General features: G+C 57.8%; 22 protein-coding genes. 13 read left to right on the forward strand and 9 right to left on the reverse strand.

Features of this window, described 5'->3' with window-relative positions:
• Positions 1-69 precede the first annotated feature (69 nt).
• Complete coding sequence (locus Q2T52_RS21780; RefSeq protein WP_302078988.1) at positions 70-561, forward strand: FxsA family protein; 492 nt, start codon at positions 70-72, stop codon at positions 559-561.
• Between the two features lie 98 nt (positions 562-659).
• A complete protein-coding gene (secB, locus tag Q2T52_RS21785; protein ID WP_302078989.1) occupies positions 660-1,127 on the forward strand; it encodes a protein-export chaperone SecB in 468 nt (155 codons plus the stop codon).
• 56 nt (positions 1,128-1,183) lie between these two features.
• On the opposite strand, the gene dnaQ is transcribed toward secB, so the two are convergent.
• The 5 genes from dnaQ to Q2T52_RS21810 are packed head-to-tail and all read right to left on the reverse strand — an operon-like array spanning position 1,184 to position 4,777.
• Positions 1,184-1,879: a DNA polymerase III subunit epsilon gene (dnaQ, locus tag Q2T52_RS21790; protein ID WP_302078990.1), complete on the reverse strand. Its 696-nt coding sequence runs from the start codon at positions 1,877-1,879 to the stop codon at positions 1,184-1,186.
• Positions 1,872-2,480, reverse strand: coding sequence for a dephospho-CoA kinase (coaE, locus tag Q2T52_RS21795; protein WP_302078991.1), 609 nt, complete (start codon positions 2,478-2,480; stop codon positions 1,872-1,874). The genes dnaQ and coaE overlap by 8 nt, the downstream gene beginning before the upstream one ends.
• Before the next feature lies 1 nt (position 2,481).
• Entirely contained in the window at positions 2,482-3,330 is an 849-nt protein-coding gene (locus tag Q2T52_RS21800) for a shikimate dehydrogenase (protein ID WP_302078992.1), read from the reverse strand.
• On the reverse strand, positions 3,323-3,916 hold the full coding sequence (locus Q2T52_RS21805) for a Maf-like protein (protein ID WP_302078993.1): 594 nt from the start codon (positions 3,914-3,916) through the stop codon (positions 3,323-3,325). Before Q2T52_RS21805 ends, Q2T52_RS21800 begins: the two co-directional genes overlap by 8 nt.
• Before the next feature lie 39 nt (positions 3,917-3,955).
• Positions 3,956-4,777: a pyruvate, water dikinase regulatory protein gene (locus Q2T52_RS21810; protein WP_302078994.1), complete on the reverse strand. Its 822-nt coding sequence runs from the start codon at positions 4,775-4,777 to the stop codon at positions 3,956-3,958.
• Positions 4,778-5,184: 407 nt separating this feature from the next.
• Between Q2T52_RS21810 and hemE the strand changes: the two genes are divergently transcribed.
• The 8 genes from hemE to Q2T52_RS21850 all read left to right on the forward strand — a co-directional run bounded on the left by hemE (position 5,185) and on the right by Q2T52_RS21850 (position 13,805).
• Positions 5,185-6,222 (forward strand): uroporphyrinogen decarboxylase, encoded by a 1,038-nt coding sequence (gene hemE, locus Q2T52_RS21815; RefSeq protein ID WP_302078995.1) that lies wholly within the window; start codon positions 5,185-5,187, stop codon positions 6,220-6,222.
• A gap of 1 nt (position 6,223) precedes the next feature.
• Complete coding sequence (gene hemJ / locus Q2T52_RS21820) at positions 6,224-6,760, forward strand: protoporphyrinogen oxidase HemJ (protein ID WP_302079095.1); 537 nt, start codon at positions 6,224-6,226, stop codon at positions 6,758-6,760.
• 169 nt (positions 6,761-6,929) lie between these two features.
• On the forward strand, positions 6,930-8,195 hold the full coding sequence (gene rho, locus Q2T52_RS21825) for a transcription termination factor Rho (protein WP_302078996.1): 1,266 nt from the start codon (positions 6,930-6,932) through the stop codon (positions 8,193-8,195).
• Between the two features lie 58 nt (positions 8,196-8,253).
• Positions 8,254-9,561 (forward strand): tRNA uridine-5-carboxymethylaminomethyl(34) synthesis GTPase MnmE, encoded by a 1,308-nt coding sequence (gene mnmE, locus Q2T52_RS21830; protein WP_302078997.1) that lies wholly within the window; start codon positions 8,254-8,256, stop codon positions 9,559-9,561.
• 39 nt (positions 9,562-9,600) lie between these two features.
• Positions 9,601-11,478 carry a tRNA uridine-5-carboxymethylaminomethyl(34) synthesis enzyme MnmG gene (gene mnmG / locus Q2T52_RS21835; RefSeq protein WP_302078998.1) on the forward strand — a complete coding sequence of 626 codons (1,878 nt, stop codon included), beginning with the start codon at positions 9,601-9,603 and terminating at the stop codon, positions 11,476-11,478.
• Complete coding sequence (gene rsmG, locus Q2T52_RS21840; RefSeq protein WP_302078999.1) at positions 11,478-12,095, forward strand: 16S rRNA (guanine(527)-N(7))-methyltransferase RsmG; 618 nt, start codon at positions 11,478-11,480, stop codon at positions 12,093-12,095. The genes mnmG and rsmG overlap by 1 nt, the downstream gene beginning before the upstream one ends.
• 19 nt (positions 12,096-12,114) lie before the next feature.
• Complete coding sequence (locus Q2T52_RS21845; protein ID WP_302079000.1) at positions 12,115-12,906, forward strand: ParA family protein; 792 nt, start codon at positions 12,115-12,117, stop codon at positions 12,904-12,906.
• A 17-nt stretch (positions 12,907-12,923) separates the two neighbouring features.
• Positions 12,924-13,805, forward strand: coding sequence for a ParB/RepB/Spo0J family partition protein (locus tag Q2T52_RS21850; RefSeq protein ID WP_302079001.1), 882 nt, complete (start codon positions 12,924-12,926; stop codon positions 13,803-13,805).
• A 7-nt stretch (positions 13,806-13,812) separates the two neighbouring features.
• Here the strand turns inward: Q2T52_RS21850 and holA are convergent, their stop codons facing one another.
• From holA to leuS, 3 genes are read right to left on the reverse strand one after another with little or no spacing between them, the layout of a single operon-like run.
• Positions 13,813-14,859: a DNA polymerase III subunit delta gene (gene holA, locus Q2T52_RS21855; protein ID WP_302079002.1), complete on the reverse strand. Its 1,047-nt coding sequence runs from the start codon at positions 14,857-14,859 to the stop codon at positions 13,813-13,815.
• A 9-nt stretch (positions 14,860-14,868) separates the two neighbouring features.
• Positions 14,869-15,390, reverse strand: a complete 522-nt coding sequence (locus Q2T52_RS21860; RefSeq protein ID WP_302079003.1) for an LPS assembly lipoprotein LptE — start codon at positions 15,388-15,390, stop codon at positions 14,869-14,871.
• Complete coding sequence (leuS, locus tag Q2T52_RS21865; RefSeq protein WP_302079004.1) at positions 15,380-18,013, reverse strand: leucine--tRNA ligase; 2,634 nt, start codon at positions 18,011-18,013, stop codon at positions 15,380-15,382. Before leuS ends, Q2T52_RS21860 begins: the two co-directional genes overlap by 11 nt.
• Positions 18,014-18,187: 174 nt before the next feature.
• Here leuS and Q2T52_RS21870 point away from each other — a divergent pair, with 174 nt between their 5' ends.
• On the forward strand, positions 18,188-18,847 hold the full coding sequence (locus Q2T52_RS21870; RefSeq protein WP_302079005.1) for a YggS family pyridoxal phosphate-dependent enzyme: 660 nt from the start codon (positions 18,188-18,190) through the stop codon (positions 18,845-18,847).
• Positions 18,848-18,934: 87 nt separating this feature from the next.
• Positions 18,935-20,872, forward strand: coding sequence for a propionyl-CoA synthetase (locus Q2T52_RS21875; protein ID WP_302079006.1), 1,938 nt, complete (start codon positions 18,935-18,937; stop codon positions 20,870-20,872).
• Positions 20,873-20,927: 55 nt separating this feature from the next.
• On the opposite strand, the gene Q2T52_RS21880 is transcribed toward Q2T52_RS21875, so the two are convergent.
• A complete protein-coding gene (locus tag Q2T52_RS21880; RefSeq protein ID WP_302079007.1) occupies positions 20,928-21,629 on the reverse strand; it encodes a DUF1013 domain-containing protein in 702 nt (233 codons plus the stop codon).
• Positions 21,630-21,851: 222 nt separating this feature from the next.
• Here Q2T52_RS21880 and acs point away from each other — a divergent pair, with 222 nt between their 5' ends.
• Complete coding sequence (gene acs / locus Q2T52_RS21885; protein ID WP_302079008.1) at positions 21,852-23,807, forward strand: acetate--CoA ligase; 1,956 nt, start codon at positions 21,852-21,854, stop codon at positions 23,805-23,807.
• Positions 23,808-23,828 lie beyond the last annotated feature (21 nt).

Raw genomic sequence — 23,828 nt, forward strand, 5'->3', positions numbered from 1 at the left:
ATTCAAATACCAAGCACCGCGCTGATCCAGGATGCGGCTGATGACGGATAGACAACAACAAGGGAAACCATGCGCCTTTTTCTTTTTCCTCTGATCCTGTTTGGTCTGCCGCTGGCGGAAATCGCGGGCTTCGTCATCGTTGGCCGCGCCGTCGGGGTCTGGGGAACGCTGGGGCTCGTTCTTCTCTCCGTACTGGTCGGCTCGCTTCTGCTGCGATCCCAGGGCGTGGCGGTCTTACGCCAGATCAATGATGAGGGACGCCAAGGCCGCGTGCCTGCCAAAGCCATCGTGGATGGCGCCATGATGGTTCTGGGTTCCATCCTGCTCATCATTCCGGGCTTCCTTACAGATATCCTCGGCCTGTTGCTTTTCGTTCCGCCCGTCCGGGATGCGATCTGGCGGATGATAGGAGAGCGGGCCGTGGTGCGAACATCCTCCTACCGATCTTCCTCAGATGGCGAAACGCGCAGTACCACGATTGATCTGAACGCGGACGACTACCGCCGCGAACAGAAAGGTCCCTCGCCTTGGTCGACGAAGCGACTGGACGATGAAAGATGATGGGTTGCGTCGCATTGCCTACCGCCCAGCCTTGGCAGGGTTGTAAGGCCGCAGTCGAAATGATAGACGCGGCTGACTATTCAAGCTGAGGAACAGCCATGTCCACCGATATTGAGACCCCGTCGCTTACCATTCTTGCTCAGTATACGAAGGATCTCTCCTTCGAAAACCCGGGCGCGCCCCGTTCGCTCCAGGCGCGCGACAAGGCTCCCGCGATCAGCATCAACGTGAATGTCAACGCGAACCCGTTGTCGGAAACCGATTTCGACGTCGTCCTGGCGCTCAGCGCCGAAGCAACCGAAGGCGACAAGGTGGTGTTTGCTGCCGAGCTTGTTTATGGCGGCGTTTTCCGCATTACCGGTTTCCCGCAGGAGCACATGCTGCCGGTTCTCTTCATCGAGTGCCCGCGCCTGCTCTTCCCCTTCGCGCGCCAGATCATTTCGGATGTGACGCGTAATGGCGGCTTCCCGCCGCTGATGATCGACCCGATCGATTTCGGCCAGATGTTCGCGCAGCGTCTTGCAGAAGAACAGTCCCGTTCGGAAGGCACTGTTCTGAACAGCTGATCTTCAAGATCGATGCATCGAAAAAGCCCGGTTCCGCCGGGCTTTTTTTGCGCCAATCATTGATAGCGCGACCAGATTCCCTTGTCGCCGAGGGATTTGACGAGAGCCTGATGCGCCTCGATTTCGGCTTGACTGATACGGGGCGGAAGCGGCCTCGGCCTCGTCAACACAGAAACCTCCACCTCTTCAACCTCGACAACGGTGCGAACCTGTTCGTTGCCAACGAGACCGAGAGCTGCCTGACGGCCGCCGATCATCTCAATATAGACTTCCGCCAGCAGTTCGGAGTCCAGAAGCGCGCCGTGCTTGGTGCGGTGAGAATTGTCGATGCCGTAGCGCCGGCAGAGCGCATCCAGCGAATTTGGCCCCATCGGGTGTTTGCGCCGGGCAAGTGAGAGGGTATCGATGACCTGATCATTCGGCACCGGCGGAAGGCCGAGACGGTCGAATTCTGCATTGATGAAGCCCATGTCGAAGGTCGCATTATGGGCAATCCATTTGGCACCGTCGAAAAACGCCCGCAATTCGTCAACGATTTCGGCGAAGCTCGGCTTGTCCTTCAGGAATTCATCGGTGATCCCGTGAACGGCGAGCGCATCCGGATGAACCTTGCGGTCACCGGGATTGATATAGACGTGGAAGGTACGGCCGGTGGGGAAATGATTGAGCAGTTCGATGCCGCCGATTTCGATCACGCGGTCAACCTTGTTTTCGAGGCCAGTGGTTTCCGTATCGAAAATGATTTCACGCATTTATCCGCTCGCTTCGCTTGCCGTTTCGGATCATGCCAATGATGTCGCTCACCCGTATCCTTGCCGCATCCAGGCCGTGATCCGTTTCAATCACGAAATCGGCGCGCGCCCGCTTTTCCGCATCAGGCGTTTGACGGGCAAGAATCATATTGAACTTGTCCTCCGTCATGCCGGGCCGCGCAAGAACCCGCTGGCGCTGAAGCTGTGGATAGCAGCTCACGACAATGACGACATCGACCCTCTGTTCGGCTCTTGTTTCAAACAGTAGCGGAATATCGAGCAGGACCATATCGGAGCCGGCCGCAGTCATGCGCTCGACAAACTGCCGTTCCTTTTCCCGCACCAGGGGATGAACGATGGCCTCCAATTCCTTGAAACGTTCCGGCCGCTCCGCAAGCTGTCTTGCCAGCACAGTACGGTCGATTTCGCCCCCGGATGTACTGCCCGGAAAAGCCCGTTCCACCAGTGGCACCGCCTCCCCCCGATAAAGATCATGAACCACCGCATCGGCGTCATTCACCGGAATACCGGCGTCAGCAAACAGTTTTGCCGTTGTGGATTTGCCCATGCCGATCGAACCGGTGAGACCGAGCTTGATCATCTCAATGACCAGCCATATCCGCGATAATGAGCTGGCGAAGTTCTTCCGTCACCTGCGGGCGCTGACCAAACCATTTCTCAAAACCGGGTACGGCTTGGTGCAGCAGCATGCCAAGACCATCGACTGTGGCAAAGCCTTGGGCCTTTGCCTGCTTCAGAACCGGCGTTTCCAAGGGAACATAGACAATGTCCGTAACTACAGCCCCGGATGCAAGGCTGGAAAAATCGATGTCCACCTCCCCCTCACCGTCCATGCCGAGAGACGTGGTGTTGATGAAGAGACCCGCGCCCTGCAAGACTTCGGTCAGCGCCGGCATGGCATGGGCATGCACCCGCTCCCCGAACCGGTCCGCCAATTCCCTGGCGCGTGCCTCGGTACGATTGACGACATGGATCGACGCGATGCTCCGGCTTTTCAGGGCCTGGATGATAGCGCGACTTGCGCCGCCTGCTCCGAGAACAACCGCATCGGACACGTGATCCCAGCCGGGATGACGCTCGTCGAGGTTGGCCGCAAAACCATAGGCGTCCGTATTGGTCGCGTGCAGCAGCCCGTCTTCCAGCCAGAGCGTGTTGGCCGCACCAATTTCCCGCGCCGTCTCGTCCAGCCTATCCACAAGTTGGCAGGCTCTTTCCTTATGAGGAATGGTAACATTGCCGCCGCGATAGAGGGCTTCCTTTTTCAGGTACTTGACAAACGCCGGAAAGTCGGTTTCCCAAACTTCAATCGCTTCATAACTGCCTGCCAAGCCAAACTGCTTTAGCCAGTGGCCGTGGATCATCGGCGAGCGCGAATGCCGGATGGGTGAGCCAACAACAAAGGCTTTCGATGTTTCACGTGAATCAAACATTAACTGCTCCGAGCGAACGCAGCGCCTCGAGCAGCGGCAACATGGGCAAACCAATCACGGTGAAGTAGTCACCTTCAATTGCCGAGAAAAGTTGAATTCCCTCCCCCTCCAACTGATAGGCGCCGACACTTGAGAGAGCCTTCTCTCCCACCCGCTCCAGATAGTAATCGAGGAATGTCTCGCTAAACGGCCGCACCGACATACGGGCCACGGCCACATGCCGCCAAACAATTTCACCGTCTTTGGAAATCGCAACCCCGCTGTTCAACTGATGCGTCTTGCCAGCCAGCGACAACAGGTTCTCCCGCGCCTCCGCCAGATCGCGCGCCTTATGATAGATGCGATCGCCGAGTGACATCGTCTGATCCGAGCCGATCACCAGCGCGCCTGGGAAATGAACGGCGACGTCCTTTGCCTTCGCCTCAGCCAAAGCGAGGGCGACCTCACCGGGATCCGTCGCGGTCAGCGAGGCTTCAACCGCACGCTCATCAATATCTGCGGCGCGATGTTGAAATTCGAGGCCCGCATTCTGCATCAGCATGCGGCGAAAGGGACTGGAAGACGCCAGCACAAGCGGCAATGTCACCTGATGATCTCCGGCATAGGATCAATAATTAAACCGGGCTTATCGCAGCTTGGGGCGTAGGGCAACGATGGCGGCCGCCGTTTCCTCGATGGACCGACGTGTGACGTCGATCAGCGGCCAGTGGTGCCGCGCGCAAAGAGCGCGAGCATACTTAAGCTCCTCATTGATATTGGCACGGTCTGTATAATGAGAATGATCCATGCCCAGACCACCGCCAAGCTCCCGATTTTCCCGCACCTGGGAAATGCGGTCAGTCGTCGCCACAAGACCGACGATCAATGGATGGGTGGCCGTCAAAAGTTTTTCCGGCAGGGGCACGCCCGGAACGATCGGAATGTTGGCCGCTTTGATTCCGCGGTTTGCCAGATAGATACAGGTCGGGGTTTTCGAGGTCCGGCTGATGCCGATGACCACCACGTCCGCCTGATCATAATCCTCGGGCATCTGGCCATCGTCATGGTCCATCGCAAAATTCAGCGCTTCGATGCGACGGAAGTAATCCGCATTGAGGGCATGCTGGGCGCCAACGCGCCGCCGGGAAGGTGCGCCGAGATAGGCCTGAAAAACGGTCAGTACCGGCTCCAACAGGTTGATCGAGGGAACGCCGATTTCACGGCAGCGCACCTCAAGAAACTCCGCCAGTTCCGGGTCGACAAGCGTGTAGAGGACGATACCCGGCTTTTCATCCACGGCCTCCAGAACCGGTACCAATTGCTTACGGTTACGGATGAGCGGATAGACATGCTCGATCGGCATGGATGCATGAAACTGGGCTGACGCTGCCCGTCCCGCAGAGATCAGAGTCTCGCCTGTTGAGTCAGATATCAGGTGCAGATGGAAGAAGTTTTTGCGGTTCTCCACGTTAATCTCACACCTCTGTTCATAATCTTGGACAACATAGGCCAAATCCGGTCGGGCTGCCTGGGTGCTGGGATAAGGGCCGAGTTTTCCACACATAGCACTCGAGCGGACATGGTTTTGCAGGCATTGTGAGCTGTGGGGAAAAGTCGCAGAAAGAGACCTTTCATCCAAGGTTTATCCACAGACAGCTCATCAAGGCGTAGAGCTCCAAACTCCTGATAATAAAGTATCTTTTGAAATGATGCACAATTTCGCTGCGCTTGAGTAAATTCTTGTTCCACTACCGCCATATTTCCAGAGGAAAAGCGCGGCATCTGTGCAAGATGAATGATCCCTGCTAGTCACCGACTCTAAGAATCAGAAAATCAAAAGATCTGATTTTCTTTTTAGTTTGGAGGACCATCCGCTTGACCGGCACGCATCGAAAAGTGATGAAGGTTCTCAACGGGCAGACGATCACCCCTCCCCCAATCTGGCTGATGAGGCAGGCAGGACGATATCTTCCCGAGTACCGGCAAACGCGGAAGACGGCGGGAAGTTTCCTGGACCTCTGTTACACGCCGGATCTGGCAGTTGAGGTCACGCTCCAGCCAATCCGGCGCTTCGGGCTCGATGCGGCCATTCTTTTCTCAGACATCCTGGTCATCCCCGATGCCTTGAAGCGCAATGTCCGTTTTGAGGAAGGATCGGGTCCCCATCTCGACGCGATCGATGAAGCGGGCATTCGCGCTCTGGGTGGCGAGGATATCCTGTCCCATCTGGCACCGGTAGTCGAAACCGTCAGCCGTCTTCGCCGTGAGCTGCCGGATGAAACCACACTCCTCGGCTTCTGTGGTGCGCCCTGGACGATTGCGACCTATATGATTGCCGGTCATGGGACTCCCGATCAGGCCCCCGCCCGCCTTTTCGGTTATCGTAATCATGCAGTTCTGAAGCTGCTTCTCGACAAGATCGCCGATTACTCGATCGATTATCTCGTCGCGCAGATCGATGCCGGCGCCGATGCGGTCCAGATCTTCGATTCCTGGGCGGGTGTTCTGGGCGAGGCGGAATTCCAGGCCTATGCCGTGGAACCTATGGCGCGCATCATCAAGGGTGTGAAGGCGCAACGACCTCAGGCGAAGATCATCGCTTTTGCCAAGGGTGCGGGCTACAATCTGAAAACCTATCGTCAACAGACCGGTGCCGATGCAATTGGCCTCGACTGGTCCGTTCCTTTGTCCTTTGCCAAGGAGTTGCAGAAGGATGGTCCGGTACAGGGCAATCTCGATCCCATGCGCATGGTCTCGGGCGGGCGGGCACTGGACGAAGGGATCGACGCCATTCTGCAGGTGCTGGGCAGTGGTCCGCTGATCTTCAACCTCGGTCACGGGATCACCCCGGACGCGAAGCCCGAACATGTGTCACAGCTCGTGTCTCGCGTGAGAGGATTTGAGCGTGGTTGAGATGGAGCGCCAGACGGATGCGGCACCAGGGCGCCGCGCGCGACTGCGAGCCTTTGTGGCGATTGCGGTCTTCGTTGGCGTGCTGGCTCTGCTGCATGCCTTTGCGCGGAATTCGTTCTATCTCTGGGTCAAGGCGTTTCACGTGATTGCGGTGATTGCCTGGATGGCGGGCCTGCTCTACATGCCGCGCCTCTTCGTCTACCATACGGATGCGGAACCAGGGTCCGTCCAGTCGGAAACCTTCAAGGTGATGGAGCAACGTCTGCTCAAGGTGATCATGAACCCGGCCATGATGATCAGCTGGACGCTTGGCCTCTATCTCGCCTGGGATCTCTATCGCTTCCAGGGCGCATGGCTGCACGGAAAGATCGCCTTGGTGGTTTTGTTGACTGCTTCGCACATGCATTTGTCGCGCGCGGTTCGCCGGTTTGCAGCGGATGGGCCCCGCAAGACGGCGCGCTATTGGCGGATGATGAACGAGGTCCCGACCCTGCTGATGATGGCGGTCGTGATCCTCGTGATCGTCAAACCCTTCTAAACGGATAAGAATTGCGAAGCCCCTCTTGCGGCAACAGCACTTCCTCGCTATTTTCCCGTCATCTCATCTCTTGTGATTTGTGTGCGATGTTCCGTCGTTGCTGATTGAGCGGCGGAAGTGAATTCCACAGACACATCCTTCCCCTCAAAAATCTTTACGGTCTTTCTTCATGGCTGAAATGAAGCTTCAGGAACTTAAAAGCAAATCGCCGACCGATTTGCTGGCCTTCGCCGAATCACTGGAGGTCGAAAACGCGAGCACCATGCGCAAGCAGGAGCTGATGTTCGCTATCCTGAAGGTACTCGCCAGCCAGGACGTTGAAATCATCGGTGAAGGTGTGGTGGAAGTTTTGCAGGATGGTTTTGGCTTCCTGCGTTCCGCCAATGCCAACTATCTGCCGGGTCCTGATGATATCTACATTTCCCCTTCGCAGATCCGGCGTTTTTCGCTGAAGACCGGCGATACCGTGGAAGGTCCCATCCGCGGCCCCAAGGAAGGCGAGCGCTATTTCGCGCTTCTCAAGGTCAACACGATCAATTTCGATGACCCGGAAAAGATCCGTCACAAGGTTCACTTCGACAATCTGACGCCGCTCTACCCGAATGAGCGCTTCAAGATGGAGTTGGAGATCCCGACGTCGAAGGATCTCTCGTCGCGGGTGATCGATCTCGTCGCACCACTTGGCAAGGGCCAGCGCGGCTTGATCGTAGCGCCACCGCGTACCGGTAAGACGGTTCTCTTGCAGAACATCGCCCATTCCATCACCGCGAATCATCCGGAATGCTATCTGATCGTTCTCCTGATCGACGAGCGTCCGGAAGAAGTCACCGACATGCAGCGCTCCGTGCGCGGTGAGGTCGTCTCTTCCACCTTTGACGAACCGGCCGTTCGCCACGTTCAGGTTGCGGAAATGGTCATCGAGAAGGCTAAGCGTCTTGTCGAACATGGCCGCGATGTCGTCATCCTGCTCGATTCCATCACGCGTCTTGGCCGCGCCTACAATACTGTCGTGCCGTCGTCCGGTAAGGTTCTTACGGGCGGCGTTGACGCCAATGCCCTCCAGCGCCCCAAGCGCTTCTTCGGTGCGGCTCGTAATATCGAAGAGGGCGGCTCGCTGACGATTATCGCGACGGCGCTGATCGATACCGGCAGCCGTATGGACGAAGTGATCTTCGAAGAATTCAAGGGCACGGGTAATTCGGAAATCGTGCTCGACCGCAAGGTCGCCGACAAGCGCATCTTCCCGGCCATGGATATTCTGAAATCCGGTACGCGTAAGGAAGACCTGTTGGTGCCGCGCCAGGATCTGCAAAAGATCTTCGTCCTTCGCCGTATCCTGGCACCGATGGGAACGACCGATGCCATCGAGTTCCTCATCGACAAGCTCAAGCAGACGAAGAACAATGGCGACTTCTTCGACTCGATGAATACCTGACCTTTAGCCGGATTCCTCGGGAGTACCGGGATGGTTCCCGAGCGAACGCGGGGAGCCCATGCAGCTGAAGCCAACAATATTCGCATTGTCCAGCGGGGCGACACCTTCGGGTGTCGCCGTTCTTCGTTTAAGTGGTCCGGATAGTTTTTCGGTTGCCGAGACGCTTTCCGGTCATTTGCCCACTCCACGCATGGCTGCCCTTAAATCGATTCGAACCCGAAACGGTGATCTTCTCGATCGCGGTCTGGTTCTTTGTTTTCCGGGTCCAGCCTCGTTCACGGGCGAGGATTGCATCGAGTTTCATCTTCATGGCGGAAGGGCCGTGGTGGACGCGGTGTCGCGCGAACTTCTCGATCTCGGCATTCGCCCTGCGGAAGCGGGAGAATTTACCAAGCGTGCTTTCGAGAATGGCAAACTCGATCTGGTGGAAGTGGAAGGCTTGGGTGATCTTATTTCTGCTGAGACGGAAATGCAGCGTCGTCTGGCCATCGAGCACACTTCCGGCGGGTTGTCTGCCGTCTATGCCGGATGGGCAGATCGTTTGACGCGCGCACGTGCCCTCATTGAGGCTGAACTGGACTTTGCCGACGAGGAGGACATTCCAGGGTCCGTCTCCGATCAGGTATGGGATGATGTCGAGCGGCTAAAGGCGGATATTAAAACACAGCTGGAAGCAACCCAGCATGGTGCATTTGTGCGCAATGGCTTTCGGGTTGTTATCTCGGGTCCGCCCAATGCTGGCAAATCTAGCCTACTGAACGCGCTCGCCAAGCGCGATGTGGCGATTGTCACCGAGATCGCAGGCACAACGCGCGATATTCTCGAGGTAGATCTCAACCTGGAAGGTTTTCTCGTTCGCCTGGTTGATACCGCAGGCCTTCGTGAGACCGAAGACATCGTTGAGCAGGAAGGCGTTCGCCGCGCTCGATCGGCCATCGAAACGGCTGATCTCATCCTCGCGCTTATTCCTATTGATTCGGATGCGGAATGGAACCAGACGAGCGTCGCGGCACCGGTTCTCAAGGTTGGGACCAAGGCGGATCTGTTGACCGCACCCTCGATTGGCTACGATCTGGTGATCTCCTCCAAAGATGGGAGCGGGATATCCGCACTCATTGACGCAATCACGAGCGAGGTACGGAAGCGCTGGAACGGTATTGCGGCCATAGGCCCCGGCAGACTTCGCCACGTGCAGCATCTCAAACACACTTCCTTTTTTCTAGAGGAAGCGCTATCAGGGACGCAACTTGATCTCCGCGCGGAAAGTCTGAGACTCGCCGGGGAATGCTTGGGCAGGATTACAGGGCGTGTCGATCCAGATGACATGTTGGGCGTGATCTTCTCGGAATTCTGCATCGGAAAATGATTCACGTGAAACACTGTCAATGCAGTGGATGTGAGAACCATGAACCAGTTTGATGTCATTGTCGTTGGAGGCGGTCATGCCGGCTGCGAAGCTGCTTCTGCAGCCGCTCGTCTTGGTGCAAAAGCGGCGCTGATAACCCATAGCCGGCAAACGATCGGGGTCATGTCGTGCAACCCTGCTATTGGTGGCTTGGGCAAGGGGCATCTGGTACGGGAAATTGACGCACTAGATGGGCTGATGGGACGTGTCGCGGATGAGGCTGGCATTCAGTTTCGTCTCTTGAACCGTAAAAAGGGACCGGCCGTTCGAGGCCCTCGCACCCAGGCCGACCGCAAGCTCTATCGCGAAGCGATGCAGCGGATGCTCTTTTGCCATGAGAACCTGACCATCATTGAAGGTGATGCATTTGACCTTCAGCAGGATGGCCGGGAAGTGACGGGTGTCGTCATGAAGGACGGGCGTTCCTTCGGCTGCAAATCCGTGGTTTTGACAACCGGAACCTTCCTGCGCGGGGTCATCCATATCGGTTCCCAGACACATGCAGCCGGTCGTATGGGCGAGGCGCCAAGCGACGGACTGTCAGCGACGCTGTCTGCGCTCGGGCTCCAGCTTGGCCGGCTGAAGACTGGTACCCCCGCTCGGCTGAATGGCAAGACTATCGACTGGGATAGCATTGGGAGACAGGAAGCAGATGAGGAGCCTGTCCCTTTCTCATTTATGACAGACACCATTACCACACCGCAGATTGCTTGCGGCGTGACGCGTACGACAGACAAAACGCATCAGATCATCGCCGACAATATTGGTTTATCCGCCATGTATTCCGGCCAGATTACTGGCGTCGGTCCGCGCTATTGCCCGTCCATCGAAGACAAGATTGTGCGTTTTGGGGAAAGAGACGGTCATCAGATCTTCCTGGAGCCGGAAGGTCTGGACGACGACACTGTCTACCCGAATGGCATTTCAACCTCGCTTCCCGCTGATGTACAGGCCGCTTTCATCCGGACGATACCTGGATTGGAGCGTGTCGAAATCCTGCAGCCCGGCTATGCGATCGAATATGATCACGTCGACCCGCGTGAACTGGGCCATGATCTTCAGCTGCGGGCTCTGAAGGGGCTTTATCTGGCGGGGCAGATCAACGGCACCACCGGTTATGAAGAGGCCGGAGCTCAGGGTCTTGCAGCGGGGTTGAATGCCGCACTTCGGGCGGCAGGTTCGACGCCCTATTATTTCAGCAGAACCGACTCCTACATCGGCGTGTTGATCGATGATTTGACGTCACGGGGTGTTACAGAACCGTATCGTATGTTCACGTCCCGGGCGGAATATCGTCTTTCATTGCGGGCTGATAATGCGGATGTCCGATTGACGCCAAAGGCTCTGGAACTTGGTCTTGTTGGAAGTGACCGCGCAGAACGCTTTACTGCTTACATAGGTGATCTGGAAACCGCTCGTGGGAAGCTCCAGTCCCTGTCGGTTTCCCCGAAGGAAGCTGCGACACACGATATACAGCTCAACCAGGATGGGCAGCGACGTAGCGCCTATACCCTTCTTTCCTACCCAGACATGACGATGGAAAAACTGGTGCGCATATGGCCAGAGCTTGCAGAGCTACGTCGGCCGATAGCTGAAGCCCTGGAGATCGAGGCGGGATATGCGGTTTATCTCGACCGACAGAAGACGGATATTGTCTCGGTTCAGCGGGATGAAGAACGTATCATCCCTGATGACTTCGACTTCGGTTTGATCTCGGGACTTTCCAACGAACTCAAGCTTAAGCTCAACAAGGCGCGTCCCCGCAATATTGCCCAGGCTGGCAAGGTGGATGGTATGACACCGGCGGCACTGGCACTCATTCTCGCTCTTGTCCGCAAGGCCGTACCAAAGACAGAACACAAAGTGCAGGCGATCTGATGAAGTTGAATGGAATTGATGTTTCACGTGAAACAGCAGATCGCCTTGACACCTTTGCAAGTCTTTTCCTGAAATGGGCAAAGGTGATCAATCTTGTTGCCCCCTCCACGGTTGAAGATCTCTGGAAACGGCATATCGCGGATAGCGCCCAAATCTTCCAGCTGTCTCCTGGCCCCTTCAAATGGGTAGATCTGGGCTCGGGGGGTGGTTTCCCCGGTATTGTGACCGCGATATTCCTGGCCGAACTCCAGGATGGATGGGTTCACCTGGTTGAGAGCAATCAGAAGAAGGCCTCATTCCTGCGGACAGCCCTGCACGAGACAGGCGCTCGCGGCAGCGTACATCCGGTTCGCATCGAGGCTGCGCCCGACACAATTGCTGAATGCGACCGTATATCCGCTCGTGCTCTTGCCGAACTCTCTTCTCTTCTTGGACTTGCGGCCCCATGGATGGCGGGGAAGCCAAACGTGAAGGCTTTCTTCCATAAAGGCCGGGATTATGCGGCTGAAGTGTCTAAAGCCAATGGTGAGTGGGAGTTTGATCTGGTACAACATGCCAGCGCTGTAGAGACAGATTCCCATATTCTGGAGATCTCGGGCCTGCAGCGAAAGATCTGATCTCTCTTGCAGGTGCTCCATGTACGAGACCAATCGCATCATCACAATTGCGAACCAGAAGGGTGGCGTCGGAAAAACGACGACCGCGATCAACTTGGCGACTGCGCTCGCTGCCATTGGCGAGAAGGTCCTGATTGTTGATCTGGATCCCCAGGGGAACGCCAGTACCGGTCTTGGTATTGATCGAAAGAGTCGCAAACTTTCGTCCTTTGATGTCATGATGGGGACGACATCGGTCACTGAGGCATCCCTGGAAACGGCTGTTCCCAATCTCTTTATTGTTCCGTCCACGATGGACCTGCTCGGATTGGAGATGGAGATCGGCCGCGAGTCGGATCGGGCCTTTCGTCTGAAGCGCGCCCTGCAGGCGGAAGATGCACGCAGCTATTCCTATATCCTGCTTGACTGCCCGCCGTCCTTCAACCTGTTGACGATCAATGCAATGGCGGCAGCGCATTCTGTGCTGGTACCGTTGCAGTGCGAGTTCTTCGCGCTCGAAGGTTTGAGCCAGTTGCTGGAAACGGTGAACCAAGTTCGCCAAAGCGTCAATCCTGGCCTCGACATTCAGGGCATCGTCCTGACGATGTTCGATGCACGCAACAATCTCGCGCAGCAAGTTGTCAATGACGTTAGAACCTACCTCGGTGAGAAGGTTTATCATACGCTGATCCCACGAAATGTTCGCGTTTCCGAGGCGCCATCCTATGGTAAGCCGGCTATCCTTTATGATCTGAAGTGCGCTGGCAGTCAGGCTTATCTTCAGCTGGCTTCCGAAGTCATTCAGCGGGAACGTCGCCGTAAGGCGGCCTGATTTTCAAAGGCAATTCTATGAGTGAAGATCTTTCGAAGCGGCGCCTGGGTCGCGGCCTTGCTGCATTGATTGGTGAGATGGATCAACCGTCGCCGGTGGGCGATACCCCGCCGAAGCCCGTAAGCGCTGATCGGCTTGTGCCGATCGAGCATGTCAGCCGCAACCCGCGTAACCCACGGCGCATGTTCGACGAGGCGGAGCTTCAGGATCTCGCAGCGTCCATCCGTCAGCATGGAATTGTGCAGCCAGTCGTGGTTCGCCCCCGCGGCAGCGAATTCGAGATTATTGCCGGTGAACGGCGTTGGCGCGCCGCTCAGCTGGCAGGCCTTGTAGAGATTCCCGTTATCGTCCGCGATGTGGATGATCGCACTGCACTCGAAATCGCAATCGTGGAAAACGTACAGCGGTCCGATCTCAATCCGCTCGAAGAGGCTTTGGGTTACGAGCAATTAATTGCCGAGCACGGCTATACGCAAAATGATCTCGGCGAAATCATCGGCAAAAGCCGAAGCCATGTCGCCAATAGTCTGCGTCTTTTGAAACTGCCGGATCCGGTTCGCGACATGTTGTCAGCTGGCGAGCTCTCGGCTGGCCATGCACGTGCACTTGTCTCAACTTCGGATCCGACCGCACTGGCCCGCACGATTGTTTCCAAGGGGATGTCAGTGCGCGATGCGGAACGGCTGGCGCAGAACGACATCAAGGCCCAAAGCGAGCCGCAGAACGTTGCCAAGTTGCCCCAGAAGGATTCCGATACGCTTGCTTTGGAGCGAACGCTTTCGGATGCTCTGGGTTTGGAAGTCAAGATCAATCACAAAGGCACGAGCGGGCAGATCCGCATTTCCTACCGTACGCTGGAACAGCTGGAAGAAGTTTGCCGGCTTCTGGAACGGCGATAGGTCAAGCTTATCGAGCTTGATTGGCCCGTGCCGATTGCAGCGCCACACTCAATAAAGCCTGGAAGGCGATTGTGTCTTCCAGGCTTTGCTTTTGCCGGGATTGGAGAATGGCGGCTTGCAAGCGCCGTGTTTCACGAGACAGCGCCTCGGCTGTCCATTGTCGTAGCGCCCTTTCGATGATCGGCTTGCGCTTGAAATGGATGTGCCGGCCTGTGGTCTGCATGATCTGAGCCGGCGGCGTCCGCTTTTCATCCATCTCGGCCCGCATCAGATCCAGCATCTGAAATTGTTTCAAACACCCCTGCAAGACCAGGAAGATGGGCGTCTTTGACAGTACGATCTTGTTGATTGCTCTGTTTAGCCCGTCCACATCGCCCGACAAGGCAAAGTCCACAGCCTCGTCAGTTGAGATGGCGCTGGCGTCGCCAATGATGGCAACCACATGCTCTTCCTCGATCATGGGCATACCGCGGCAATAAAGCGCGAGCTTGCGTACTTCATTGCGCGAGGCAACACGGTCGCCGCCGAGACATTCCAGAAGCTTTTCGCGTGCATCCGGCGAAATGCGAAGCCCCTCCTCCGACAGCTCGCGATCGATCAGCGCGTTGAGTGCTTTCACATCATCGGCATAACAAGGAATGACGGCAACGGTCTTGGCCGGTTCGCAAAGTTTGCGAAGCGCGCTGGTTTTCTTGAGATCGCCGGCTTCGACAATGAGAAGATTTTCAGGTGGTGCGCCGGACACGAGGGTTTGCAGCGCGTCTGCCAACGGCTTTTCGCCGCCGCTTCCCCTCACCCAAACCGTCTTTGATCCGCCAAACAGACCAAGCGCATAAACCTCGTCCAGAAGGCGGGCCGGATCTCCCTGCAGGTCAGAGAGATCGAGTTTGGTGAAGGAAAAGGGATCGTCTGGAGAAACGCCAGCCTTCTCGGCCAGTTGCTGCGCACGCTCTGATACAAGCCCCCGATCAGGCCCGTAGATCAGAAAGAGGCGATACAATTCCGTTGCGCGTGGCAGAAACCGCTCGAATTCATGAGATTTGATTTCTGCCATGCGACGGGATCAGCGGCTCAGTGCCGCGGCTATATCCGCGCGGATGAACTCTGCCAGCTCACGGCCGGCGCGATCTTCCGCGTCACGATAAGCGCGAAGCTTGGCGAACTGCTGCGGGCCGACATCCACCAGCGAGGTGACCTTTCGAGTCGCAGAGCGGATCACCTTGCCATCGATCTTGTGCGTCAGTGTATAGCTGCCCGTCAGCGTGACACGACCGGGAATAAAGTTGGCCGAGGTTTCTTCATCCAGCACATCCGCGCGGGCGGAAGCAACGCTCAGCTGGACAAAGTAGTCAGACTTTACCGGTTCCCCTGCCCCGCCAGAAGCGAGGAAAATGAGATGATTACGGACCAGTTGGGTCACTCGATCGCTGGCCTGTGAAAATTCCACCGATGCGAGTTTTGGGGCAACGCCTGTTGACGTGGAATACAGCGGCTTGACCTGGCAGCCGGCAATCGTTGCGCTGGCTGCCAGAATGGTCACGAGCCTGATTGCGCGCCGGAAGGCGGGCGAGATCTCATACGACAAGGTTGATGATCCTCTGTGGGACGATGATGATCTTCTTTGGCTGGCCACCGGCGAGGGCAGCCTGAACCACGTCGAGCTGCAGGACGGCCTGCTGGATCGTATTCTGGTCCGCGTCGCGCGCGATTGTCAATTCCGCACGCTTCTTGCCATTGATCTGAACCGGCAGAAGGATCTCGTTATCCGCGACCAGCTCAGGATCGAAGACAGGCCATGCGGCTTGCGCCACCAGGCCTTCGTTGCCAAGCACAGTCCAGCATTCCTCCGCCAGGTGTGGCGTCATCGGTGCGATGATCTGGACGAGAATTTCAGCTGCGTTGCGAACCGCGGCAACCGTTGCCGCATCTTCCTTGCCCGCTGCAACAGAGGTCAACGGAGAGGCGAGCGTGTTGACGAGTTCGTAGATGCGTGCAACGGCCTTGTTGAAGGCGAGCTTGTCGAAGTCGCCCTGTACTGCGGAAAGCGTCTTGTGGGCAGCCTGTGAAATGGCCAAGGCCGGACCTTCCTTGGCGGGCTTTGCAGTAACACCCTTGAGAACCGGTGCGGCTTCCGAAATCAGGCGCCAGACGCGCTGCACGAAACGATGCGCGCCTTCGACGCCGGCTTCCGACCAGATCACGTCACGATCCGGCGGCGAGTCGGACAGAACGAAGAAGCGGGCGGTGTCGGCACCATAGGAGGCGATGATATCGTCCGGGTCGACAACGTTCTTCTTCGACTTGGACATCTTCTCGATGGAGCCGATCGCAACCTCCTCGCCGGAGGAGAGGAGAAACGCCTTGCGGGCTCCCTCGATCTCATCGATGCGGATTTCTGCGGGTGCCACCCACTGCCCGTTCTGGCCCTCGCCCAGGCGATAGGTTTCATGCACCACCATGCCCTGCGTAAAGAGGCCCTTGAAGGGCTCCTTCAGGCTCACTTGGCCGGTTTCACGCATGGCGCGGGTGAAGAAGCGCGAATAGAGCAGATGCAGGATCGCATGCTCGATACCGCCGATATACTGATCCACTGGCAGCCAGTGATCGGCCGCCTTTGGGTCTGTCGGGTTGTTTTCCCACGGCGCTGTGAAGCGGGCGAAGTACCAGCTGGAATCCACAAAGGTGTCCATGGTGTCTGTTTCACGACGTGCGTCTCCGCCGCATTGCGGGCAGGCGACATGCCGCCAGGTGGCATGGCGATCGAGCGGATTTCCGGGCACGTCAAAGGTCACATCATCAGGCAGCTTGACCGGCAAGTCTTGTTTCGGTACCGGAACGACGCCGCAATCATCGCAGTGGATGACAGGGATCGGGCAACCCCAGTAGCGCTGGCGGGAAATGCCCCAGTCGCGCAGGCGGAAGTTTACCTTGCGGCTTGCCTGCGGCGCGTTGCCCAGCTGCTGCCCCGTCAAAAGGTCCGCAACCTTCTGGAAGGCTTCGTCCGTCGGCAGACCGTCCAGGAAGCGCGAGTTGATCATCACGCCATCGCCATCATAGGCTGCCGAGCCGATTTCGAAGGTCGCGGCGTCACCATCTGCGGGCATGACGACCGGTACGACCGGCAGGTCGTATTTACGGGCGAAATCTAGGTCGCGCTGGTCGCCGGAAGGGCAGCCGAAGATCGCACCCGTGCCGTACTCCATCAGCACGAAGTTGGCGATGTAGACCGGCAATTCCCAGGCGGGATCCAGCGGGTGTTTCACGGTGAGGCCAGTGTTAAAGCCCTTCTTTTCAGCGGTTTCGAGCGCTGCCAGAGACGTGCCCTGGCGGCGGCATTCTTCGCAGAACTCGGCGACATCCTGGTTGGTGGCAGCCAGAGCCTTGGCGACCGGATGATCCGCGGAGATGGCCAGGAAGGATGCACCAAACAGCGTATCGGGGCGAGTGGTGTAGACCTCGATCTCGCTGCAGTCAGCCTTGGTGCGGCTTGGTTCCGACAGCTCCCACCGGATCGTTAGTCCTTCCGAACGGCCAATCCAGTTCTTCTGCATCAGGCGCACTTTTTCCGGCCACTGGTCGAGACCGTCAAGCGCATCCAGCAGATCCTGCGCGAAGTCGGTGATCTTGAAGAACCACTGCGTCAGCTCGCGCTGTTCCACGAGCGCGCCGGAGCGCCAGCCGCGCCCGTCGATAACCTGCTCGTTTGCCAGAACCGTCTGGTCGACCGGGTCCCAGTTCACCTTGGACTGCTTGCGATAGACCAAGCCCTTTTCCATCATGTCGAGGAAGAGGTGCTGCTGGCGGTGATAGTAATCGACATCGCAGGTCGCGAATTCGCGTGACCAATCGAGCGACAGGCCCATAGACTTCAGCTGGGCACGCATGGTCGCGATGTTCTGATAGGTCCAGTCCTTGGGGTGGACCTTGTTCTGCATAGCGGCATTTTCTGCCGGCATGCCGAAGGCGTCCCAGCCCATCGGGTGAAGCACGTTGAAGCCGCGCGCACGCTTGTAGCGGGCAACGACATCGCCCATGGCATAGTTGCGCACATGGCCCATGTGGATGCGGCCCGACGGGTATGGGAACATCTCAAGGACGTAATACTTGTCGCGCGGATCGCTATTGTCCGTCTCGAAAGTTTTTGCCTCGGCCCATTTTTCTTGCCAACGGGGCTCGGCATCCCGCGGATTGTAACGTTCGGTCGCCATTTCCATGAAATTCCGGTGTGAAAAGATGGGGTGACCTTCACCATGAAACCCCTTGAGCGTCAAGTTTTTGAGCACCTGAAAGACACTTTCCGTCTTCCGCGTGATCATCTCCCTTGGCATCGGCTTGCCGCATGTTCTAAGCGAAGGACAGCCAACTGCCCCGAGGAGCATCCGATGACCGTTGAAGAACGTCTGAACAGCGTCAGAGAGAAGATTGCCGTTGCAGAGGATGAGGCGAATCGCCCGAAAGGCAGTGTGCAGCTCGTCGCCGTTTCCAAGACCTTTGAGGCAGACGCGATTCGCCCCGTCATTGCTTCCGGACAGCGGGTGTTTGGCGAAAACCGTGTACAGGAAGCGCAAGGCAAATGGCCCGAGCTGAAAAGCGAGACCGCAGGCATAGAGCTTCACCTCATTGGCCCGCTTCAGTCGAACAAGGCGGCGGATGCCGTGGCGCTGTTCGACGTCATCGAGACGATCGACCGCGAAAAAATCGCGCGCGCGGTCGCGGATGAAATGAGAAAGCAGCAGAAGCAGCTTCGACTGTATGTGCAGGTCAATATTGGCATGGAGCCTCAGAAAGCAGGTATTCCGCCCAAGGAGACGGCGCAGTTTGCCGATTTCTGCCGTAACGACCTTGGCCTTACCATCGAAGGGCTGATGTGCATTCCGCCGGCGGACCAGAACCCCGGCCCATACTTCGCTCTATTGGCGAAGCTTGCGGGGGAGTGTGGGCTTTCCCGCCTTTCCATGGGCATGTCCGGCGATTTCGAAACGGCCATTCAGTTCGGTGCGACCAGCGTCCGCGTCGGCTCAGCAATTTTCGGTCACCGGTAAGCTCTTCCCCTTTCGTCGGGGTTCACATCCGGCCGTTTCGCTCCGTACACTGCTCTCACAAGCTGTTGCGGATGATGGGAGGATCGGATGCAGGGCGCTTATCAAGGAACCTATCAATCCTGGCAGGATGCTCCGGAGGCCTTCTGGTCGCGGGCGGCTGAGAATGTGGACTGGGTCACGCCACCGAAAACCATCTTCGATCCGAATCAGGGTGTGTATGGCCGCTGGTTCGTCGATGGGGTGATGAACAGCTGCCACAATGCTGTCGATCGCCATGTGGAGGCTGGCCGCGGTGATGCCTGCGCGATGATCTTCGACAGCGCCATGACGGGCACTGTGCGCAAATTCACCTATGCGGAACTTCAGACAGAAGTTCAGGCGGTGGCCGCCGTGCTTCGCAATCTGGGCGTGACCAAAGGCGATCGCGTCGTCATCTACATGCCCATGATCCCGGAAGCGGTATTTTCGATGCTGGCCTGCGCGCGACTGGGTGCCATTCATTCGGTCGTCTTCGGCGGTTTCGCGGCGCACGAACTGGCGACCAGACTGGATGACTGCCAGGCCAAGGTGGTGATCAGCGCCAGCTGCGGTCTCGAACCCGGCCGGGTGGTGCCCTACAAGCCTTTGCTCGACCATGCGGTCGATCTTGCCAAGGTCAAGCCTGATGCATGTCTGATCGTGCAGCGGGACCAGCACCACGCTGTTCTGCGTTATGAGCACGGCGATATCGATTTTGCTCAAGCCGTCGAGGTGGAAAAGGTGAAGGGTACGGTGGTTCCCTGCGAACCCGTCCTGGCAACCGATCCGCTTTATGTTCTCTACACCTCAGGCACGACCGGGCAGCCCAAGGGCGTCGTGCGGGATAATGGCGGCCACGCCGTCGCTCTGATGTGGAGTATGGAAAACGTCTACGGCATGCGGCAAGGCGACACCTTCTGGGCAGCCTCCGATATCGGCTGGGTCGTCGGCCACTCCTACATCGTCTATGGCCCCTTGATGGCAGGGGTGACAACAATCCTGTTCGAGGGCAAACCGGTCGGTACGCCTGATGCAGGAACGTACTGGCGCGTGATCCGGGATCACAAGGTCAACGCGCTCTTCACGGCGCCGACGGCCTTCCGTGCCATTCGCCGGGAAGACCCGGAGGCGGAGCTTCTGACCGGCTACGATCTCTCCTCTTTCCGCACGCTGTTTCTGGCGGGAGAACGCGCGGATTCCGAGACGCTTAAATGGGCCGAGCGTCATCTCAACGTACCCGTTATCGATCACTGGTGGCAAACGGAGACCGGCTGGCCGGTCGCCTGCAATCCGGTGGGGCTCGAACTCCTGCCCGTGAAACACGGGTCGCCTGCCACGGTGCTACCCGGCTATCAATTGGATGCCTTGGATGATGAAGGTCATCTGCTGCCGCGCGGCGTGCTCGGAAATCTGGTTTTGAAACTGCCTCTGCCGCCCGGTTGTCTGGTCAGTTTTTGGAATGCCGACCAGCGTTTCCGTGATGCCTGCCTCAGCGAATTCCCCGGTTATTACAAGACAGCCGATGCCGGCCTCATTGATGAAGATGGCTATATCTTCGTGATGGCGCGGACTGATGACATCATCAACTGCGCGGGGCACCGACTTTCGACGGGCGCGATGGAAGAGGTTTGCGCTATGCATCCCGATGTGGCCGAATGCGCGGTAATCGGCGTGGCGGATGCGCTGAAGGGTCAAGTCCCTTGCGCCTTCGTCGTTCTGAAGAACAAGGTGGAGCGGGATGAGGCGCTGATCTCACGCGAGGTTGTCGGGCTTGTGCGCGATGAAATCGGGCCGGTTGCGGCGTTGAAGACTGTCATGGTGGTCAAGCGCCTGCCGAAGACGCGATCGGGCAAGATTCTGCGTGGCACCATGCAGAAGATCGCCGATGGCATGCCCTGGAAGATGCCTGCCACGATCGATGACCCCGCCATTCTGGACGAGATCTCCGAGATCCTCCGCAGCCATGGCTATGCTGCACCGTCCCAGCCGGTTGCGGCGATCGCATGACAACAAAAAACCGGCCGCGAGGGGCCGGTTCTTTTCAAGACAATTGATAGATCGCTCAGTAGCGATCTTCGTCCTCGTCGTCCTTGCGAGTCGACTTGAGCGAGGAAAGCTTGGCGAATACGGCATCCGCGTCGATTTCCTTTTCCTCTTCACGATCGTAGCCGTAGCCGAGGTTTTCGGTTTCAGAGGCGGCCTGCAGCGTCGCGCCCAGTTCCGCAGCGGTCGGCAGCGGACGGTTCTTCGAAGCGCGTTCGACTTCCAGATCAAGATCGATCTGGCTGCAGAGGCCGAGTGTGACCGGGTCCATCGGCGTCAGGTTGGTAGAATTCCAGTGGGTGCGCTCGCGGATCTGCTCGATGGTCGACTTGGTGGTGCCAACGAGACGCGAGATCTGCGCATCCTTCAGTTCCGGGTGGTTGCGCACCAGCCAAAGAATGGCGTTCGGGCGGTCCTGGCGCTTGGAAACCGGCGTGTAACGCGGGCCGCGACGCTTGGATTCCGGCACACGAACCTTGGGATCCAGAAGCTTCAGCTTGTAATTGATATCCTTTTCGCCACGACCGATTTCGTCGCGCGAAAGCTGGCCGGTCGCAATCGGATCGAGGCCCTTGATACCCTGGGCTGCTTCGCCGTCGGCGATGGCCTTCACTTCCAGCGGATGTAGCTTGCAGAACTGGGCGATCTGATCGAAGGACAGGGCTGTGTTATCGACCAGCCAGACTGCGGTCGCCTTCGGCATCAGCAATTGTTGAGCCATGGATATAATCCTTCTGTCGTCCGCGCCGGTGCCGCGGGACGTGGGGGTAAAACCACAATTTCCGGAAATTAACCGCGTCTATAACTGCTTTGCGATGAAATTGCAAATCTTCAAGCATGCTGATCGTTTGTCTAATTGAAGCCCTCGTTCCAACTGATAAGAATCAGCCTAGGAGTAGCGTTCGCCGGATCGATGTCCGCGCATGCATGAGGAGGAGTTCGTATGTCCCAGAAAGTCTATCCGGTTCAGAAGCAGGTGAAGGCGGCGGCCCTGATCGATCGGGAGAAGTACCTGAAATGGTACGAGGAGAGCGTCGAGAACCCGGACAAGTTCTGGGGCAAGCACGGCAAGCGCATCGATTGGTTCAAGCCCTACACGAAGGTCAAGAACACCTCCTTCAAGGGCAAGGTCGCGATCAAGTGGTTCGAGGACGGGCTGACCAATGTTTCCTATAACTGCATCGACCGGCACCTGAAGACGCATGGCGAGCGCACCGCCATCATCTGGGAGGGCGACAATCCCTATATCGACAAGCGGATAACCTATAACCAGCTTTACGATCAGGTCTGCCGTCTGGCGAACGTGTTGAAGAAGCACGGCGTCAAGAAGGGTGACCGGGTCACGATCTACATGCCGATGATCCCGGAAGCGGCCTATGCCATGCTGGCCTGCGCTCGCATCGGTGCCGTGCATTCCGTCGTCTTCGGCGGCTTCTCGCCGGAAGCGCTGGCCGGCCGCATTGTCGACTGCCAGTCGACCTTCGTGATTACCTGCGACGAGGGCGTACGCGGCGGCAAGCCGGTGCCGCTGAAGGAAAACACCGACAAGGCGATCCATATCGCGGCACGCCAGTATGTGACCGTGAACAAGGTTCTGGTCGTGCGCCGCACCGGCGGCAAGACTGCCTGGGCGCCGGGCCGCGACCTCTGGTATCATCAGGAAATCGCCAGCGTGAAGGGCCATTGCGAGCCGGTGAAGATGAAGGCGGAAGATCCGCTGTTCATCCTCTATACCTCCGGCTCTACCGGCAAGCCGAAGGGCGTGCTGCATACCACCGGCGGCTATCTGGTCTATGCCGCCATGACGCACGAATATGTCTTCGATTACCACGACGGCGATATCTACTGGTGCACAGCCGATGTCGGCTGGGTGACCGGCCATTCCTATATCGTCTACGGGCCACTGGCGAACTGCGCGACCTCGCTGATGTTTGAAGGTGTGCCGAACTTCCCGGATCAGGGCCGTTTCTGGGAGGTGATCGACAAGCACAAGGTCAATATCTTCTACACGGCGCCAACGGCCATCCGCTCCTTGATGGGAGCCGGAGACGAGTTCGTTACGCGCTCTTCCCGCTCCAGTCTGCGCCTGCTGGGCACCGTGGGCGAGCCGATCAACCCGGAAGCCTGGGAATGGTATTACAATGTGGTGGGTGACAAGCGCTGCCCGGTTATCGATACCTGGTGGCAGACGGAAACCGGCGGCCATATGATCACGCCGCTTCCCGGGGCGACCGATCTGAAGCCCGGCTCCGCCACCCTGCCCTTCTTCGGCATCAAGCCGCAATTGGTGGACAATGAAGGCAATGTGCTGGAAGGTCCGGCAGACGGCAATCTCTGCATCACCGACAGCTGGCCGGGCCAGATGCGCAGCGTCTATGGCGATCACGAGCGCTTCGTGCAAACCTACTTCTCCACCTACAAGGGCAAGTATTTCACCGGTGATGGCTGCCGGCGTGACGAAGATGGCTATTACTGGATCACCGGCCGCGTGGACGACGTGCTGAACGTTTCCGGTCACCGCCTCGGTACGGCGGAAGTGGAATCGGCTCTGGTCTCCCATAACCTCGTTTCGGAAGCCGCCGTTGTCGGCTACCCGCATTCCATCAAGGGTCAGGGCATTTATTGCTATGTGACGCTGATGGCGGGACATGAGGGTACGGATACTCTGCGCCAGGAACTGATCAAGCACGTGCGCTCGGAAATCGGACCGATTGCCGCGCCGGACAAGATCCAGTTCGCGCCGGGCCTGCCGAAGACCCGCTCCGGCAAGATCATGCGCCGTATCCTGCGCAAGATCGCCGAGGACGATTTCGGAGCCTTGGGTGACACCTCGACGCTGGCGGATCCCGCCGTCGTCGATGACCTGATCGAAAACCGCCAGAACAAGATTGAAGCTTAAGGTCCGGCTACCTGTGCCGCG

This window comes from Rhizobium oryzicola, assembly GCF_030504645.1.
Classification (GTDB): Bacteria; Pseudomonadota; Alphaproteobacteria; order Rhizobiales; family Rhizobiaceae; genus Neorhizobium; species Neorhizobium oryzicola.

What these genes read in the sequence shown, in the direction of transcription:
- coaE (WP_302078991.1), bottom strand. Translation starts at nt 2,480, where the DNA reads ATGATCAAGCTCGGTCTCACCGGTTCGATCGGCATGGGCAAATCCACA.
- mnmE (WP_302078997.1), top strand. Translation starts at nt 8,254, where the DNA reads ATGCAGCTGAAGCCAACAATATTCGCATTGTCCAGCGGGGCGACACCT.
- holA (WP_302079002.1), bottom strand. Translation starts at nt 14,859, where the DNA reads ATGGCAGAAATCAAATCTCATGAATTCGAGCGGTTTCTGCCACGCGCA.
- hemJ (WP_302079095.1), top strand. Translation starts at nt 6,224, where the DNA reads ATGGAGCGCCAGACGGATGCGGCACCAGGGCGCCGCGCGCGACTGCGA.
- mnmG (WP_302078998.1), top strand. Translation starts at nt 9,601, where the DNA reads ATGAACCAGTTTGATGTCATTGTCGTTGGAGGCGGTCATGCCGGCTGC.
- Q2T52_RS21780 (WP_302078988.1), top strand. Translation starts at nt 70, where the DNA reads ATGCGCCTTTTTCTTTTTCCTCTGATCCTGTTTGGTCTGCCGCTGGCG.
- secB (WP_302078989.1), top strand. Translation starts at nt 660, where the DNA reads ATGTCCACCGATATTGAGACCCCGTCGCTTACCATTCTTGCTCAGTAT.
- Q2T52_RS21870 (WP_302079005.1), top strand. Translation starts at nt 18,188, where the DNA reads ATGACCGTTGAAGAACGTCTGAACAGCGTCAGAGAGAAGATTGCCGTT.
- leuS (WP_302079004.1), bottom strand. Translation starts at nt 18,013, where the DNA reads ATGGCGACCGAACGTTACAATCCGCGGGATGCCGAGCCCCGTTGGCAA.
- Q2T52_RS21875 (WP_302079006.1), top strand. Translation starts at nt 18,935, where the DNA reads ATGCAGGGCGCTTATCAAGGAACCTATCAATCCTGGCAGGATGCTCCG.
- rho (WP_302078996.1), top strand. Translation starts at nt 6,930, where the DNA reads ATGGCTGAAATGAAGCTTCAGGAACTTAAAAGCAAATCGCCGACCGAT.
- acs (WP_302079008.1), top strand. Translation starts at nt 21,852, where the DNA reads ATGTCCCAGAAAGTCTATCCGGTTCAGAAGCAGGTGAAGGCGGCGGCC.
- Q2T52_RS21850 (WP_302079001.1), top strand. Translation starts at nt 12,924, where the DNA reads ATGAGTGAAGATCTTTCGAAGCGGCGCCTGGGTCGCGGCCTTGCTGCA.
- Q2T52_RS21800 (WP_302078992.1), bottom strand. Translation starts at nt 3,330, where the DNA reads ATGTTTGATTCACGTGAAACATCGAAAGCCTTTGTTGTTGGCTCACCC.
- rsmG (WP_302078999.1), top strand. Translation starts at nt 11,478, where the DNA reads ATGAAGTTGAATGGAATTGATGTTTCACGTGAAACAGCAGATCGCCTT.
- dnaQ (WP_302078990.1), bottom strand. Translation starts at nt 1,879, where the DNA reads ATGCGTGAAATCATTTTCGATACGGAAACCACTGGCCTCGAAAACAAG.
- Q2T52_RS21845 (WP_302079000.1), top strand. Translation starts at nt 12,115, where the DNA reads ATGTACGAGACCAATCGCATCATCACAATTGCGAACCAGAAGGGTGGC.
- Q2T52_RS21880 (WP_302079007.1), bottom strand. Translation starts at nt 21,629, where the DNA reads ATGGCTCAACAATTGCTGATGCCGAAGGCGACCGCAGTCTGGCTGGTC.